Origin of the sequence: Acidiferrimicrobium sp. IK, from assembly GCF_025499425.1 — a bacterium.
Taxonomy (GTDB): domain Bacteria; phylum Actinomycetota; class Acidimicrobiia; order Acidimicrobiales; family Palsa-688; genus Acidiferrimicrobium.
This window is the reverse complement of sequence record NZ_JAIMCB010000013.1, coordinates 96,517-112,310: the sequence shown is the minus strand read 5'-3', so window position 1 is coordinate 112,310 and position 15,794 is coordinate 96,517. Positions and strand designations below refer to the sequence as shown.

Annotated in this window: 13 protein-coding genes; 5 read left to right on the top strand and 8 right to left on the bottom strand. The window is 72.4% G+C overall.

Going from position 1 to position 15,794, the window contains the following annotated elements:
- The 3 genes from ilvN to ilvD all read right to left on the bottom strand — a co-directional run bounded on the left by ilvN (position 1) and on the right by ilvD (position 4,224).
- Positions 1 to 534, bottom strand: coding sequence for an acetolactate synthase small subunit (gene ilvN / locus K6U06_RS19320; RefSeq protein ID WP_262323633.1), 534 nt, complete (start codon positions 532 to 534; stop codon positions 1 to 3).
- Complete coding sequence (locus K6U06_RS19315; RefSeq protein WP_262323605.1) at positions 534 to 2,291, bottom strand: acetolactate synthase large subunit; 1,758 nt, start codon at positions 2,289 to 2,291, stop codon at positions 534 to 536. The genes ilvN and K6U06_RS19315 overlap by 1 nt, the downstream gene beginning before the upstream one ends.
- 250 nt (positions 2,292 to 2,541) lie before the next feature.
- Positions 2,542 to 4,224, bottom strand: coding sequence for a dihydroxy-acid dehydratase (gene ilvD, locus K6U06_RS19310; protein ID WP_262323604.1), 1,683 nt, complete (start codon positions 4,222 to 4,224; stop codon positions 2,542 to 2,544).
- 161 nt (positions 4,225 to 4,385) lie between these two features.
- On the opposite strand from ilvD, the gene K6U06_RS19305 reads away from it, so the two are divergent.
- Entirely contained in the window at positions 4,386 to 5,303 is a 918-nt protein-coding gene (locus K6U06_RS19305; RefSeq protein WP_262323603.1) for a DUF4333 domain-containing protein, read from the top strand.
- A gap of 82 nt (positions 5,304 to 5,385) precedes the next feature.
- Complete coding sequence (locus K6U06_RS19300) at positions 5,386 to 6,084, top strand: glycosyltransferase family 2 protein (protein ID WP_410051103.1); 699 nt, start codon at positions 5,386 to 5,388, stop codon at positions 6,082 to 6,084.
- A gap of 17 nt (positions 6,085 to 6,101) precedes the next feature.
- Here K6U06_RS19300 and gatB read toward each other — a convergent pair whose 3' ends face one another.
- Genes gatB through gatC form a run of 3 tightly spaced genes read right to left on the bottom strand, consistent with a single transcriptional unit; the run spans position 6,102 to position 9,288 of the window.
- Complete coding sequence (gatB, locus tag K6U06_RS19295) at positions 6,102 to 7,535, bottom strand: Asp-tRNA(Asn)/Glu-tRNA(Gln) amidotransferase subunit GatB (RefSeq protein ID WP_262323601.1); 1,434 nt, start codon at positions 7,533 to 7,535, stop codon at positions 6,102 to 6,104.
- Positions 7,532 to 8,989, bottom strand: a complete 1,458-nt coding sequence (gatA, locus tag K6U06_RS19290; RefSeq protein WP_262323600.1) for an Asp-tRNA(Asn)/Glu-tRNA(Gln) amidotransferase subunit GatA — start codon at positions 8,987 to 8,989, stop codon at positions 7,532 to 7,534. Before gatA ends, gatB begins: the two co-directional genes overlap by 4 nt.
- Positions 8,986 to 9,288, bottom strand: a complete 303-nt coding sequence (gene gatC, locus K6U06_RS19285; RefSeq protein ID WP_262323599.1) for an Asp-tRNA(Asn)/Glu-tRNA(Gln) amidotransferase subunit GatC — start codon at positions 9,286 to 9,288, stop codon at positions 8,986 to 8,988. The genes gatA and gatC overlap by 4 nt, the downstream gene beginning before the upstream one ends.
- A gap of 96 nt (positions 9,289 to 9,384) precedes the next feature.
- On the opposite strand from gatC, the gene K6U06_RS19280 reads away from it, so the two are divergent.
- Positions 9,385 to 9,804 carry an SCP2 sterol-binding domain-containing protein gene (locus tag K6U06_RS19280; protein ID WP_262323598.1) on the top strand — a complete coding sequence of 140 codons (420 nt, stop codon included), beginning with the start codon at positions 9,385 to 9,387 and terminating at the stop codon, positions 9,802 to 9,804.
- A gap of 213 nt (positions 9,805 to 10,017) precedes the next feature.
- Here the strand turns inward: K6U06_RS19280 and K6U06_RS19275 are convergent, their stop codons facing one another.
- Positions 10,018 to 12,219: a Stk1 family PASTA domain-containing Ser/Thr kinase gene (locus K6U06_RS19275; RefSeq protein ID WP_262323597.1), complete on the bottom strand. Its 2,202-nt coding sequence runs from the start codon at positions 12,217 to 12,219 to the stop codon at positions 10,018 to 10,020.
- Between the two features lie 239 nt (positions 12,220 to 12,458).
- Between K6U06_RS19275 and K6U06_RS19270 the strand changes: the two genes are divergently transcribed.
- Positions 12,459 to 13,229 carry a polyprenol monophosphomannose synthase gene (locus K6U06_RS19270; protein ID WP_410051096.1) on the top strand — a complete coding sequence of 257 codons (771 nt, stop codon included), beginning with the start codon at positions 12,459 to 12,461 and terminating at the stop codon, positions 13,227 to 13,229.
- 5 nt (positions 13,230 to 13,234) lie between these two features.
- Here the strand turns inward: K6U06_RS19270 and ligA are convergent, their stop codons facing one another.
- Positions 13,235 to 15,292, bottom strand: a complete 2,058-nt coding sequence (gene ligA, locus K6U06_RS19265) for an NAD-dependent DNA ligase LigA (protein ID WP_262323596.1) — start codon at positions 15,290 to 15,292, stop codon at positions 13,235 to 13,237.
- A gap of 141 nt (positions 15,293 to 15,433) precedes the next feature.
- Here ligA and K6U06_RS19260 point away from each other — a divergent pair, with 141 nt between their 5' ends.
- Complete coding sequence (locus K6U06_RS19260) at positions 15,434 to 15,790, top strand: hypothetical protein (RefSeq protein WP_262323595.1); 357 nt, start codon at positions 15,434 to 15,436, stop codon at positions 15,788 to 15,790.
- Positions 15,791 to 15,794 lie beyond the last annotated feature (4 nt).

The window sequence follows — 15,794 nt, the reverse complement described above, 5'->3', positions numbered from 1 at the left end:
TCAGCTCGCCTTTCCTGTCACGTTGCGCAGGCGCGGGGCCTGTCGCTCCAGTCGGGGCAGCGCCACCCGTCCGGTGCGCTGCAAATCGGTGATCCCGTAGGGTCGCAGAAGTTCCTCGAGGTCGTCGAGTCTGGCCGGTTCACCGGCCAGCATGACGGTGAGGGTGTCGTAGCCGACGTCCTCGATCTTGCCGTTGAACAAGTCGACCAGCTCGACGACCTGGCTGCGGTTGTCGCCGGCCGCGTTGACCGTGGCGAGCAGCAGTTCCCGCTCCACGCTGTCGGCGGGGTCCAGCTCTGTGATCTTGACCACGTTGACCAGCTTGAAGAGCTGCTTGGTGATCTGCTCGACGGAGGTGGTCTCGATGTCGATGACGATGGTGATGCGGGAGAACGCCGGGTCGTCGGTCGGGGCCACCGCGAGGGAGATGATGTTGTAGCCCCGCCGGGCGAACAGGGAGCTGACCCGGGCCAGGACCCCGGAGCGGTTCTCGACGAGGACCGACAGCGTCTGGTGGGTGGCGCGCCCGGCCATCACTGCACCACCCGCTCGCCGCCGGGGGCCTGCGACGGGTGCACGACGACCTCGTCGTTGGACGCCCCGGCGGGGACCATCGGGAAGACCTTCTCGCTGGCGTCGGTCCGGAAGTCGATGACGACCGGCCGGTCGTCGATGCTGTTGGCCTTGTCGATCGCCGGCTGCACCTCCTCGGGGTGCTCGACGCGGATGCCGACGCATCCCATGGCCTCCGCCCACTTGACGTAGTCGGGCAGGTCCGGGGACAGATACACCTCCGAGTAGCGCTCCTCGTAGAACATCTCCTGCCACTGGCGGACCATGCCGAGGTAGGCGTTGTTGAGGATGGCGACCTTGACCGGGATCCGCTCGCTGGCCGCGGTGGCCAGCTCCTGGGCGGTCATCTGGAAGCAGCCGTCGCCGTCGACGGCCCACACCGTGCGGTCGGGGCGGCCGACTTTGGCGCCGATGGCGGCCGGCACCGAGAAGCCCATGGTCCCGAGACCCCCGGAGTTCACCCACGTGTACGGGTGGTTGAACTTCCAGAACTGGCTGGCCCACATCTGGTGCTGGCCGACGCCCGACACGAGGATGGTCTCCTCGGGGGCGGAGTCGCGGAGGGTCTCCATCACCATCTGCGGCTTGAGGGCGTCGCCCTCGACCTGCGGGTCGTAGTGCAGCGGGTAGCGCTCCTGCCATCCGGAGATCCGGGAACGCCACGGGGTCCGGTCCGGGGTCGGGGGAGCGTCGTCGGCCCCGTCCAACTGGCGCAAGGCCCGGACGATCTCGGTGATGACCTGGCGGCAGTCACCGACGATGGGCACGTCGGGCTTGCGGATCTTGTTGAGCTCCGCCGGGTCGATGTCGACGTGGACGACCTTGGCGTCGGGGGCGAACGCACCGACTCTTCCGGTGACCCGGTCGTCGAAGCGGGTGCCGAGCGCGATCAAAAGGTCGGACTGTTGCATCGCGGTGATGGCCGTGTAGTTGCCGTGCATGCCGGGCATGCCCAGGCACAGCGGATGGTCGTCGGGGAACGCGCCGCGGGCCATGAGGGTCGTGACCACCGGGATGCCGGTGGCCTCGGCGAGCTCCTTGAGCGCCTCGGCGGCCCGGGCCTTGAGGATCCCGCCGCCGGCGTAGATGACCGGCCGCTCGGCGGCGGCGATCAGGCGGGCGGCCTCTTTGATCATCCGGGGGTGGCCCTTGGTGGTCGGCTTGTAGCCGGGCAGCGACGCGGCCAGGTCGGCGTCGGTCGGCCACCACCAGTCGAGCTCGGCTTGGAGGATGTCCTTGGGCACGTCGACGAGCACCGGGCCGGGGCGGCCGGTGGTGGCCAGGTGGAACGCCTGGCGGATGATCAGCGGCAGCTCGTCGGGGTCCATCACCAGCTCGTTGTGCTTGGTGACCGAGCGGGTGATGCCGACGGTGTCGCACTCCTGGAAGGCGTCGGTGCCGATGAACGGGCGACCGACCTGTCCGGTGATGGCCACCATCGGGACCGAGTCCATGTAGGCGTCGCACAGCGGGGTGACCATGTTGGTGGCCGCCGGGCCGCTGGTCACCATGGCCACGCCGGGGCGGCCGGTGACGTGGGCGTACCCCTCCGCCATGTGGCCGGCGCCTTGCTCGTGGCGGACCAGGATGTGACGGATCGGGGAGTCGAGCAGCGGGTCGTAGGCGGGCAGGATGCAGCCGCCGGGGAGGCCGAAGATGACCTCGACGGACTCCATCTCCAGGCTCTTGATGAGCGCTTGTGCTCCGGTGAGCTTCATGGCGGTCCTTCTGAGAAAAGGGCGGGAGTGGCGGGGAGTGTGCGGGCAAAAGAAAACGACCTCCCGTTTGGGAGGTCGTTGGACGCACGCACGGAGGAACCGGGCGTGCGTCAGGTGATGAGTACGAGAATGAGGCGTGCGCCGGTCACGCCGGCCACTTTGCCACAGGCCCGGTGGCCTTGCAACACGTCGAGGTTGAATGTCCAGTTGTCCCCGGCCAGCGGTGGGCAACTGGACGTCGAGCCGGGCGCTACGGCTCGGTGACCGCGCCTCGCTCGGCGCCGGTGACCAGCTTGGCGAACTTGGCCAGCACCCCCGAGCGGTAGCGGGGTTCGGGCAGCTTCCATTCGGCTTTGCGCCGTTGCAGCTCGGCGTCGTCGATGGCCACGTCGATGGTTCGCCCGGCGACGTCGATGGTGACGATGTCGCCGTCGGCGACGAACGCGATGGGGCCGCCGTCGACGGCTTCGGGGGCGACGTGGCCGATGCAGAACCCGTGGGTGCCGCCGCTGAAGCGGCCGTCGGTGAGCAGCGCGCAGTCGCCGCCGCGCCCGGCGCCTTTCATGGCGCCGGTGACGGCCAGCATCTCGCGCATGCCGGGGCCGCCCTTGGGGCCTTCGTAGCGGATGACGAGGACCGTGCCCGGCTCGATGCTGCCGGCCAGGATCGCCTCCATCGCCCCGTCCTCACCGTCGAACACCCGGGCCGGACCCTCGAAGCGGTCGGTGTCGATGCCCGCCACCTTGACCACCGCGCCCCGCGGCGCCAGGGACCCGTGGAGGATGGCGATGCCCCCGTCGACGTGGATCGGCGCCGACAGCGGATGGACCACCGACCCGTCGGGGGCGGGCGGGTCCAGCGCGGCGAGGTTGTCGGCCATGGTCTTGCCGGTGACGGTCATGCAGTCGCCGTGGAGGAGCCCGGCTTCGAGCAGTTCGCGCATGACGACCGGCACGCCGCCGATGCGGTCCACGTCGGCCATGTGGTACCGGCCGTGGGGTTTGGTGTCGGCGATGTGCGGGGTGCGCTTGCCGACCCTGGTGAAGTCGTCGAGGGTCAGCTCGACGCGGGCCTCGTGGGCGATGGCCAGGAGGTGGAGCACCGCGTTGGTGGAACCTCCGAGGGCCATGGTCACCGCGATGGCGTTCTCGAACGCCTCCTTGGTCAGGATGTCGCGGGGCCGGATACCGGCTTCGAGCAGGCGGACGACGGCCTGACCGGACGCGTAGGCGTAGTCGTCGCGGCGGCGGTCGACCGCCGGCGGGGACGCGCTGCCGGGGAGGGCCATGCCGAGCGCCTCGGAGACCGACGCCATGGTGTTGGCGGTGAACATCCCGGCGCAGCTGCCCTCGGTCGGGCACGCGTTGCGCTCGATCAGCGCCAGCTCTTCGTCGGTCAAGGCGCCGGTGGCCCGGGCGCCGACCGCCTCGAACACCGAGGTGATGTCGAGCGCCTCGCCTTTGGCGCCCCGGCCGGGGAGGATCGAACCGCCGTAGAGGAACACCGAGGGGAGGTTGAGCCGGGCCGCGGCCATGAGCATGCCGGGCAGCGACTTGTCGCACCCGGCGAAGGTCACTAGGCCGTCGAAACGCTCCGCGTGCATCACCGTCTCGACCGAGTCGGCGATGACCTCGCGGCTGACCAGCGACGCCCGCATGCCCTCATGTCCCATGGAGATCCCGTCGGACACCGCGATGGTGACGAACTCCAGCGGGAACCCGCCGGCGTCTCGCACTCCGACCTTGGCCCGCTTGGCCAGCCGGTCGAGGGGCATGTTGCAAGGCGTGACCTCGTTCCACGACGAGGCCACCCCGATCTGGGGCTTGTCCCAGTCGCCGTCGGTCATGCCAACGGCGCGCAGCATCGCCCGCGCTGGCGCCCGCTCGAACCCGTCGGTGACGTCATGGCTGCGGGGACGGCGATCGATCGGCATGTCCCCAACGATAGGGCGTGACGGTGTCGGAGCCCGGCGCAGCGCGGCCGGCGCGGTCGGGGTCCGCCAAAGGGACGGCGGAGCAGGCGGCGAATCCGGGGAATCCCCCGAATCCGGGGAAGCCTGCTCAAGCCTGGGCCGGCCCGACCGACACTTTCGGTGTGGGACGTGTCGGGTGGGTTCCCGCTCTGGCCGCGACGGGCATGATCGTCGTGGGGGCAGCCAGCTGCTCGGCCGTGCCGAACCAGACCCTCGACACGGTGTCGCTGCAGCAGCGGATCGCGACGTGGCTGGCATCCCGCTACGACTTGCCGGCGCCGGCGGTCAGCTGCCCGACGCGGGTGTCGGGGCGGCCCGGGTCTCACTTCGACTGCACCACCGCCGTCGCCGGGTCGGCGATCACGGTGACCGGCACGGTGTCTGACAGCTCGGGCCGGTTCAGCATCACCCTCAACCGGGCGGTCATCGACGCCAAGAAGGCCGGCAAGGCGCTGGCCGCGCAGCTCCACGCCGAGGGGGCGGTCGCCCCGATGGTGGACTGCGGCCCGGATCGGGTCCGGGTGGTGGCGCCTGGAGGCACGATCACCTGCACCGCGACCTCCGGTGGGGTCACCCAGACGGTGACGGGGGTCGCGTCGGGGACCTCCGGCGAGGTCGCGTTCTCCGTGCTGGTGCCGCCGGTGCCGGGCGGGGCCGCCTCGCCGGGCTCGACCACGACCACCACCGCCCCCGAGTCGCCCCCGCCCGACACGGCGCCCTCGACGACGCTCCCATCGAGCGCCCCTCCCTCCGCCATCCCGCCCTCCGCCATCCCGCCCTCCGCCATCCCGCCCTCCGCCACCCCGCCCTCCGCCACCCCGCCCTCAGCCGGTCAGCCCTCGGCCACCGCCCCCACCACCACGGCGCCATCCACCACCGTGCCGGGCGCCACCGGCTCCTCGGCGCCGCCCAGCGCGCCTGGCCCGTCCGCCGCGGCGGGAACGACGCCGCCTACCTCCGCTCCTTCCGCCGCGACCCGGCCGGCCCCGACCGAGGCCACCGGCTCGACCTCGACCGCCACCGCGACGGCCGCCGGGTAGGGGCACCGACGCTAGAGTCCGGCTCATCTCGCACGCAGATGACGCCCCCCGGACCGGGCCCGCAGGTGGGGAAGCGGCCTGCCTGTCGGTGATCGTGCCGTGCTACAACGAGCAGGACACGGTGAGCGAGCTGCTCGCCCGGGTGCTGGCGTCGCGGTGGGTGGCCGAGGTCATCGTCGTCGACGACGGCTCCACCGACCGCACCCTCGAACTGGTCCGCTCGCTTCACGACCCGCGGCTGCGGGTCGTAGCCCAGGGCGTCAACCGGGGGAAGGGCGCCGCGTTGCGGCGGGGCTTCGCCGAGGCCCGCTCGGAATTCGTGGTGGTCCAAGACGCCGACTTGGAATACGACCCCGGCGAGTACGGCGACCTGCTCGGCCCCCTGCTCGGCGGGCACGCCGATGTCGTCTACGGCTCCCGGTTCCTAAGCGGGCGACCGCACCGGGTCTTGTACTTCTGGCATTCGCTCGGCAACCGGGCTCTGACGCTGCTGTCCAACGCGTTCACCGACTTGAACCTGACGGACATGGAGACCTGTTACAAAGCCATGCGCCGGGAGGTTCTCGACTCCTTGGTGATCGAGGAGGACCGGTTCGGTTTCGAGCCGGAGATCACCGCCAAGCTGGCGCGCGGCGGCTGGCGGATCTTCGAGGTGGGCATCTCCTACCGCGGCCGCACCTACGCGGAGGGCAAGAAGATCGGCTGGAAGGACGGCCTGCGGGCCTGTTACTGCATCGTCCGGTACTCGACGCTCGGCGAGTGCCTCCTCCGGCGGGGCTGACCCGCCGGAGGAGCGGCTCAGCCCCGGCGGGCCCGAAGCAAAGCGCTGGCCTCTTTCAAATCCGCGTTGCCGCCGGTCGCGGCCTTGATCTTGCCGATCAAGAACCCCTGCACCTTGTCCTCCCCGGCCGCGAAGCGGTCCCACTCCCCCGGGTTGTCGGCGATCACCTGGTCGATGACCCCCGACAGGGCGCCGGCCGCCATCGCCTCGAAGCCGTGGGCCTTGGCGATGGCCGCGGGGTCGCCGCCGTGCTCGAGGAGCTCCTTGAGCACCGTGCGGGCCTGGGCGGTGGTCAGCTCTGAGCGGCTCTCCATCCCGACCACGGCGGCGAACGCCCGCGGGTCGAGGGTCGAGGCCTGCTCGAGGCCGGCGGCGACCTCGTTGGCCAGCCGCTTGACGGCCAGCTCGCCGTCGGCCCCGGCCGCCACCGCGGCGTTGAGCAGCGGGTCGAGGTCGAGGCGGACGACGGTCACGACCGGGTCGGCGTCGGGGGCCATGCCGGCGGCTTCGGCCACCGCGGCCCGCCGGTCGGCGGGCATCGGCGGCAAGGCATCGGCGACAGCCTTGACCCACTCCGCTGACGGGGCGATGGGCACCAGGTCGGGCTCCGGGAAGTACCGGTAGTCGTAGGCCTCCTCCTTGGAGCGCATGGTGGAGGTCCGTCCGAGCGTCTCGTCCCAGTGGCGGGTCTCCTGGCTGATCGTGCCGCCGTCCTCCAAGATGGCGATCTGGCGGGCCGCCTCGTACTCGATGGCCCGCCCGAGGCTGCGCAGCGAGTTCATGTTCTTGATCTCGCAGCGGGTGCCCAGCTCGGGGGCGCCCCGCCGGCGGACCGACACGTTGGCGTCGACGCGCAGCGACCCTTCTTCCATCTTGCCGTCGGACGCTCCCGTCGCCACCAGGATCGCCCTCAGCTCATCGACGTAGGCCCGGGCGTCCTCGCTGGAGCGCAGGTCGGGGCGCCCGACGATCTCGACCAGCGGCACCCCGGCCCGGTTGTAGTCCACCAGGCTGTAGTCGGCGCCGTGGATCCGCCCGCTCTCACCGACGTGGGTGCTCTTGCCGGTGTCCTCCTCGATGTGGGCCCGTTCGATGCCGACCCGCCGCCCGTCGGGCAGCGCCAACCAGCCGTCGGCGTTGATCGGCACGTCGTACTGGCTGATCTGGTAGTCCTTCGGCATGTCCGGATAGAAGTAGTTCTTCCGGTGGAACAGCGAGGATTGCACCGTGCAGTGCAGCGCGGTGCCGATCCGCATGGCGTACTCGACGGCCATGCGGTTGAGGACCGGCAGCGACCCGGGGAGGCCCAGGCACACCGGGCACACGTTGGTGTTGGGCTGGTCGCCGAAGTTGTTGGCGCACCCGCAGAACAGCTTGGTGGCGGTGCACAGCTCGGTGTGCACCTCGAGGCCGATGACGGTCTCCCACTCGGTCGCCGTGGCGGCGGTCATCGGGCGCTGCTCCCGGGCCCGGCGGGGGCCATCGCCTCGAGCGCGGCCGCTACTTGGAACATGACGGTCTCCCCTAGGGCGGGGGCCAGGATCTGCACGCCGAGGGGCAGGCCGTCGGCGCCGGCGCCCCACGGCACGCTCATCGCGGGGTGCCCGGCCAGGTTGGACGGGATGGTGCACACGTCGTTTAGGTACATGACCAGCGGGTCGGCGGTCTTCTCGCCGAGCGGGAACGCGGTGCCGGGCGCGGTCGGCGACAGCAGCACGTCGAAGGACTGGTAGGCGGCGTCGAAGTCCCGGATGATCAAGGTCCGGACCCGCTGCGCCTGCCCGTAGTAGGCGTCGTAGTAGCCGGCGGAGAGGGCGTAGGTGCCGAGCATGATCCGCCGTTTGACCTCGGCCCCGAACCCCTCGCTGCGGGTGGCGACGTACATCTCGGTGATGTCGGCGGCCCCCTCGGCGCGGTGCCCGTAGCGGACCCCGTCGTAGCGCGACAGGTTGGAGGACGCCTCGGCCGGGGCGATCAGGTAGTAGGCCGACAGCCCGTAGACCGTCGCCGGCACGCTGACCTCGTCGACCTTGGCCCCGGCGGCGGCCAGCGCGTCGGCCGCGGCGCGGGTCCCCGCGACGACCTCCGCCGAGAGGCCCTCGGCGCCGACCAGCTCGGTGACCAAACCGACGCGCAGCCCCTCGACCCCCTCCCCCAGGCGGGCGGAGGCGACCGGAGCGGCGCCGGGCAGGGACGTCGAGTCGGCCGGGTCGTGACCGGCGATCACGTCGAAGAGGAGCGCGGCGTCGCCGACGGTGCGGGCGAAGGGCCCGACCTGGTCGAGCGACGACGCGAAGGCCACCAGCCCGTAGCGTGACACCACCCCGTATGTCGGCTTGACGCCGACCACGCCGCAGAGCGCGGCGGGCTGGCGGATCGAGCCGCCGGTGTCGGAGCCGAGGGCCAGGGGGGCGTAGCCGGCGGCGACGGCCGCCGCGCTGCCGCCCGACGAGCCGCCCGGCACCCGGGACAGGTCGAGGGGGTTGCGGGTCGGCCCGAACGCGGAGTTCTCCGTCGAGGACCCCATGGCGAACTCGTCGAGGTTGGTCTTGCCCACCGCCACCGCGCCGGCGGCCGCGACGCGGGTCACGACCGTCGCGTCGTACGGAGGCTGCCATCCCTCGAGGATCCGCGACGAGCAGGTGGTCGGGATGCCTCGCGTGCACAGGTTGTCTTTGAGGGCGATGGGCACCCCGGCGAGCGGGCCCGGGTCCTCACCGCGGGCGACCGCGGCGTCGACCTCGCCGGCCGCGACCCGCGCCCTTTCTCCGAGGACGGTGTTGAAGGCGTGCACGTCCGCCTCGGTGGCGTCCACCCGGGCCAGGTGCTCCTCGAGCACGTCGACGGCGGAGCGCTCGCCGCGCCGGACCGCGGCGGCCAGGTCGAGAGCCGGGTTGGCGGTCACGGTGCCTCCCCGAGGATGCGCGGCACCCGGAAGCGCCCCGACTCGGAGGCCGGGGCCTGGGCCAGGACCTCCTCGCGGTCCGCGCAGGGGACCACGACGTCGTCGCGCAGCACGTTGTCGATCGGCAGCGGGTGCGCGGTTGGTGGCACGCCGGTCGTGTCGAGGGCCTCGACGTCGGCGGCGTGGGCCAGCACGGCGGCCAGCTGCCCGGTGAACTGCTCGAGCTCCTCGTCGGTCAGCGCCAGGCGGGCCAGGCGGGCGACGTGGGCGACATCGGCGGTGGAAATGGGGGTCGCCATGGCCGGTCATGCTAGGCGGCGGTCTTGCTACCGTCGGCGGGACATTTCCAGCGGTCTCCTGCAGGCGCCCGCGGGGTCGCCGGCGAAAGAGGTGCAGTGGCCAAGTTTGCGTTCCTGAGCGACGAGTGGGTCGAGGAGGCCCGGCGCATCCGAGCCGAGTACGCCGGCCGCGCCCCCGCGCCTCCCGTCCCGGTCCGAATGAACCAGGTGGTCAAGGGGGTCCCCTTCGGCGACGGTGTCGTCGAGGCCCACCTCGACACCACCTCCGGGGACCTCGACCTCGAGACCGGGCACCTGGAGTCGCCGGATCTGACCATCACCGTCGAGTACGAGACCGCCCGGGCGATCCTGGTCGACGGCGACCCCCAGGCGGCCATGCAGGCGTTCATGTCCGGGCGGATCAAGGTCGACGGCGACATCACCAAGCTGCTCACGCTGCAATCGAGCGGGGTGATCGGGGCGGTCGACCCGGCGTCGATCGAGATGGCCCGCCGGATCCAGGAGATCACCGAGTAGCCAGACCGCCGTCTCAGCCAGACCGCCGCTTCGCCCCCGCGGTGCGCCCGGTCCGGTCGGTTCGGGAGGGGCGGCGGCACCGGCAGTGGCTGGGGATCACTGCCTCAGCTCACCGCCCCGCCCGAAACGACCTGTGCTCAAAGTGTAGGACGGCGGCGGGCCCACGCGGCGGGCGGCCCCGAAACATCTCGCCGGGCGGCTCCGCCGTGACGCTCAACCGGTGACGATGGTCACCTGGGCGCCGCGGTGCACCACGGTGCCGGCCGCCGGCGACGTCCCCGAGACCGCCGCGGTCGGGTTGCCCGACACTCCCGTCACGCTCAGCCCGGCGGCGGCGAGCTGCTCGGCGGCGGCCGCTACCGAGGCTCCTTGCACCGACGGGACGGTGACCACGTCGGGGCCCTTCGACACGACGACTGTGACGCCGGTACCGACCCGGACCTTGGTGCCGGCCGCCGGCGAGGAGGCGATGACCTGGCCCTTGGGCACCGTGTCGCTGAACTGGTCGTTCTCGCTGGCCGGCAGGCCCAGCGCGGAGAGCGCGGCCTGAGCGGCGGTGAAAGTCGAGTCGAGGGAAGGGACGGTCACGAACGGCTTGCCGGCGGAGACCGTCAAGGCGACGGGCTGGCCGGGCAGCAAGGTCCCCGACGACGGCGACGAGCTGATGACCTGCCCCTCGGGGACGGTCAGGCTGTAGCTCTGGGTGACGGTCCCGACCTTCAGCCCGAGGGTGGTGAGAATGGTCGTCGCGTCGGCCTGGGACTTGCCGGCCAGCCCGGCGGGGACCGGGATCGGTTGCGGTCCGAGCGACAACGTGACGCCCACCGTGGACCCCTCGCGGAGGGTTCCGCCCGAGGGGACCTGGGTCAGGATCTCGCCGGCGGGCACCACCGGGTCGTAGGAGCGTCCGGTGACCGCCAGGTGCAGGTGCAGGGGGGCCAGTACCGCGCCGGCGCGGGCCTGGTCGAGGTGGACCAGCGCCGGGACCGGGTGGCTCGGCGGGGGGCGGGTGAGCTCGTACGCGGCGGCGCCTCCGCCGGCCAGGATCACCACCGCCAGCACCGCCAGCAGCCACCGGCGCCACCGGCGCCGCCGGGGGGCGTCGCCGCCGTCCTCGTTGTCGTCGTCAGCGGCGGCGGGCCCGCCGACCGTCGCGACAGCGGCGGGCGTGCCCGCGCCGAGCGCGACCGTGTCATCGGGCCTGGCGCCGAGCGCGACCGTGTCATCGGGCCTGGCGCCGAGCGCGACCGTGTCGTCAGGCCTGGCGCCGAGCGCGACGGTGTCATCGGGCCTGGCGCCGAGCGCGACGGTGTCGTCGGGCCTGGCGCCGAGCGCGACGGTGTCGTCGGGCGCAACCCCGCCCGGGTCCGAGCCGGGCCCGCCCCGCAGCGCTCCGGCCGGGGCGGCGGGCTGGCCGGTCGCGCCGGCGGGGGCCGGGGGCGCGCCAGGGGCGGGCCGGGCCGCGCCCTCCAACGCCTCGATGTCGAAAGGGGCGGGGCGCCCGCCCGGGATCGCGGTCGGCGCGTCGTCGCGCTCGACGTCGTCGCGCTCGAAAACGCCGACGAGGGGCAGGCGGCTCGGCGGCGGGAGGCGCAGCGCGGCGGCTTCCAGCGCGTCGGCCATGCCGGCCGCGTCCAGGCGCCCTTCGCGCTCGACGGTGCCGGCGGCGGCCACCACCTCGGCGAGAGGCCCGAGGCCGGTGCCGGGATCGATCGGGCGTTCCAGGCGGGCCATCACCGTGCCGACCGTGTTGTCCGACGCGAACGGCACGCTTCCGGTCACCGCCTCGACCATCACCAGGGCCAGGGCGTACACGTCGGCGCGCCCGTCGAGCACCTGGTCGCGGACCTGCTCGGGAGCGGCGTAGCGGGCCGTTCCGAGGATCCCGCCGATCGGCTCGGTCCACGTCGCGGCGGCCAGCGCCCGGGCCAGGCCGAAGTCGGCGACGGTGGCTCGGCCTTCGTCGTCGAAGAGCAGATTGGCCGGCTTGATGTCGCGATGCACCACCCCGTGACGGTGGGCGTAGTCCAAGGCTCGCGCCACGTCCGCGCCGACCCGGGCCGCCTGCGAGGGGGTGAGCAGCTGGCCTCGGTCGAGCAGGCTGCGCAGGCTGCCGCCTTCCAGCAGCTCCATGACCAGGTACGGCGTCCCTTGGTCCTCGCCGGAGTCGTACACCTGCAGGATGTGGGGGTGGCGCAGCCCGGCCGCGGCGTGGGCCTCGGCCCGGAACCGCCTGGTGAACGCCTCGTCGCCGGCCAATCCAGGATGGAGGACCTTGACCGCGACCCGCCGGCGCAGGGTGATGTCGTCCGCGGCGTAGACGTGCGCGCTCGCACCTGTGCCTATGGGGCGAGTCAGGCGGTAGCGGTCACCGAGGACGCGACCCACCAGCTCGACGCTGCGTGACGGCGCCACACCCTGAGGCTAGCGACGGGCCGGCCCGAACCGGGGGATGGCCCGCAACCCCGCCGGCCCCGACCGCGACCCGGTCGGCGGCACCACTCGGGGGGCGAAGCGGCACCCCGCTATGATTTCCGCCCAACATCGGCCTGGGCCGCCGGCAGCGCCGGGCAGCCAGGGAAGGACCAGGTATCTCTGCGTCGAGCGACACGACCGAAAGCGAGGGCAGGCCCCGGACCCGCCTCGCGATCGCGGTGCCGACCTACGACGAAGCGGAGTCGCTGCCGCTCCTGGTCGCCGCTCTCGACGACGTGCTGGCCGGGCTCGACGACGTGCTCGCCACTCTGCTCGTCATCGACGACAACTCCCCGGACGGGACCGCCGCGGTCGCCGAGGGGCTGGCAGCCGACGGAGCCCACCGGCACCTGAACATCGAGGTGCTGCACCGGAAGGAGAAGGCCGGGCTCGGCCGGGCCTACATCGCCGGTCTCAGCCACCTCCTCGAGCGCGGCGGCTTCGACTTCGTGCTCCAGATGGACGCCGACTTGTCCCACGACCCCCGCCACATCCCGGCGATGCTGCAGCAGGCCGCGACGGCCGACCTGGTCGTCGGGTCCCGCTACCTCCCGGGCGGCGCCACGCCGGACTGGACCGCGTACCGCAGGCTGGTCAGCCGGATGGGCAACCTGTACGCCCGCCTGTTCCTCGGGTCGCGCATCACCGACTACACCGGCGGCTTCAACCTGTTCAGGACCGGCCTGCTCGAGGCGCTGGACCTCGCCGGGCTGCAGGCGGAGGGGTACGGGTTCCTCATCGAGCTGAAGTACTCGGCGCTGCGGACCACCAACCGGGTGCAGCAGGTTCCGATCGTCTTCGTGGACCGCCGGGTCGGCGCCTCGAAGATCCCCCGCAACACCATCTTGAAGAACCTCCTGCTCGTCCCCCGGGTCCGCTTCCAGGGACCGCCGGCGACCGGCGAGCCCCCCCGCCTGGTCCGCTCGGGTTCTGGCACCACGAGCCGGTGAGCGGGTCAGCCCGGGCCCGGGTCCTGGCTGGCTGAGGGGACCTCGCCGGTCTCGAGCAGGGCGGCGAAGCCGGCCTCGTCGAGCACCGGGACCCCGAGCTCATTGGCTTTGGCCAGCTTGGCCGCCCCCGGCTCGGCGCCGAGCACCACCGCGGTCGTCTTCTTCGACACGCTGCCGGGAGCCTTGCCGCCCCGGCCCTTGATGGCCTCCTCCGCCTCCTCGCGGGTCCACCCGGCGAGGGTGCCGGTGACGACCACCGACTTGCCGGCGAGGAGCTGCGGCAGCGCCGGCGCCTCGGGGCCTTGCATGTTGACGCCGGCGGCCCGCAGCCGTTCGACGACGTCGCGGTTGCGCTGCAGAGCGAAGAACTGGTGGACGCTGGCCGCGATGACCGGCCCCACCCCCTCCACCTGCGCCATCTCGTCGGTCGAGGCGGCGAGGATGCGATCCATGTGGCCCATGGCCCGGGCCAGGGCCCGGCTGCCCGTGGTCCCCAGGTGGCGGATCGACAGCCCGACGAGCAGGTTGGCGAGCGGCCGGTCCCGCGACGCGTCGACGGCCCGGCGCAGGTTGTCGACCGACGTCGGCCCCCAACCCTCGAAGGTCGCCACCCGGTCGTAGTCGAGGGTGTAGATGTCCGCCACGTCGGTCAGCAGCCCGGCCTCGACGAACGCCCGGACGGTGCGCTCGCCCAGGTGCTCGATGTCCATCGCCCCTCGCGAAGCGAAGTGCGAGATGCGCTGCACCTGCTGGCCTGGGCAGTCGACGTTCACGCAGAACGTGTCGCTCTCCCCCTCCAGGCGTACCAGCGGCTGCCCGCACGCCGGGCACGTCGAGGGGAACACCCACGGCGCCAGGCCCTCGGGGCGGGCGGCCAGCACCGCGCCGCGCACCTCGGGGATCACGTCGCCGGCCCGGCGGACCACGACGGTGTCACCGGGACGGACGTCTTTGGCGGCCACCTGGTCCTGGTTGTGCAGCGTGGCCAAGGAGACGGTGGCCCCGCCGACCACTACCGGCTCGAGCATCGCGAACGGTGTGGCCTTGCCGGTGCGGCCGATCGACACCATGATGTCGCGCAGGAGGGTGGTCCGCTCCTCCGGCGGGAACTTGTACGCGATCGCCCACCGGGGCGCCTTGGACGTCGCCCCCAGCTCCCCCCGCTGGGCCAGGTCGTCGACTTTGACCACCGTGCCGTCGATCTCGTAGTCGAGCTCGTGGCGGTGCTCAAGCCAGTGCCGGCAGTACTCGTCCACGGCTTCCAGGCCGTCGAGCAACCGGATCTCCGGGTTGACCGGGAAGCCGGCGTCGCGCAGCCACTCCAGCGTCTCCCAGTGCCTGGTGAAACGAGGTCCGCCCTCGATCGCCCCCATCTGGTAGGACCAAAACGACAGGTCCCGCGAGGCGGTCACCGCCGGGTCCTTCTGCCGCAGCGAACCGGCCGCGGCGTTGCGGGGGTTGATGAAGGTCCGCTCCCCGGCGGCGGTCTGGCGGTCGTTGAGCGCGTCGAACGCCGTCGTGCTCATGTAGATCTCGCCGCGGACCTCGACCAGGTCCGGCGCGCCCGGCCCCAGCGTGCGAGGAACGGCCCGGATGGTCTCGACGTTGGCGGTCACGTCCTCGCCGACCAGCCCGTCGCCGCGGGTCGCGGCCTTCGTCAGCCGGCCGCCCTCGTAGAGCAGGTTCATGGCCAAGCCGTCGATCTTCAGCTCGCAGGTGAAGCGGACCTCGCCGCTGATGTAGCGCTCCATTCGCTTCCCCCACGCCTGCAGCTCCTCGTAGCTGGTCGTCTTGTCCAGCGACATCATCGGCTGGCGGTGAGTGACCGGCGTGAAGAGGGCTGACACCGCCCCGCCGACGCGTTGGGTCGGGGAGTCGGGCCGGACCAGCTCCGGGTGGGCGGCCTCCAGCCCGGCCAGCTCGTCGAGCAGAGCATCGAACTCGGCGTCGGTGATCTCCGGCGCGTCGTCGAGGTAGTAGCGGCGGGAGTGGTGCTCGATCAGCTCCCTGAGCGCATCGACGCGCGCCGCGGGATCGGCGCCAGGCGACATTCCAGACGGCATCAGCCGGACCCTACCCGCCGGCTGCGACGATCCCGCCGGGAGGGCCTCCCGGCGGGGCTACCGGGCCGCCCCGGCCAGCGGCGCGCAAACCTTGGGCGCCGCTTCACCGAATCTTCAGATCGGCCCCGTACCTTCACACCCATGATCCCCCCGTCATCCTCAGATCGCCTGGCCCGCCAGCGCCTCCGGGAACAGGCGAGCCGCCGGGTCACCAACGCCACCAAGACCCTCGGGGTGCTCTCGGTAGCAGGCGCCGGCGTGCTCGGCGTGGTCTTCACCCACTCCACCCACACCGCCGGCCGCAAGGTGACCTCGGCCAGCCCGGCCGCGGCGTCGCCCGCCACCGCGCCGGCGTCTTCGGGCACCAGCCCGACCACCGGCTCCTCGGACGCCAGCCCGGCCACCGCGCCGGCGACCACCCCGGCGACGATCACCCCGACCACCCAGGCGCCGCAGATCACCTACCAGGCCCCGGTTGCCACCTCAGGAGGCAGCTGACCTC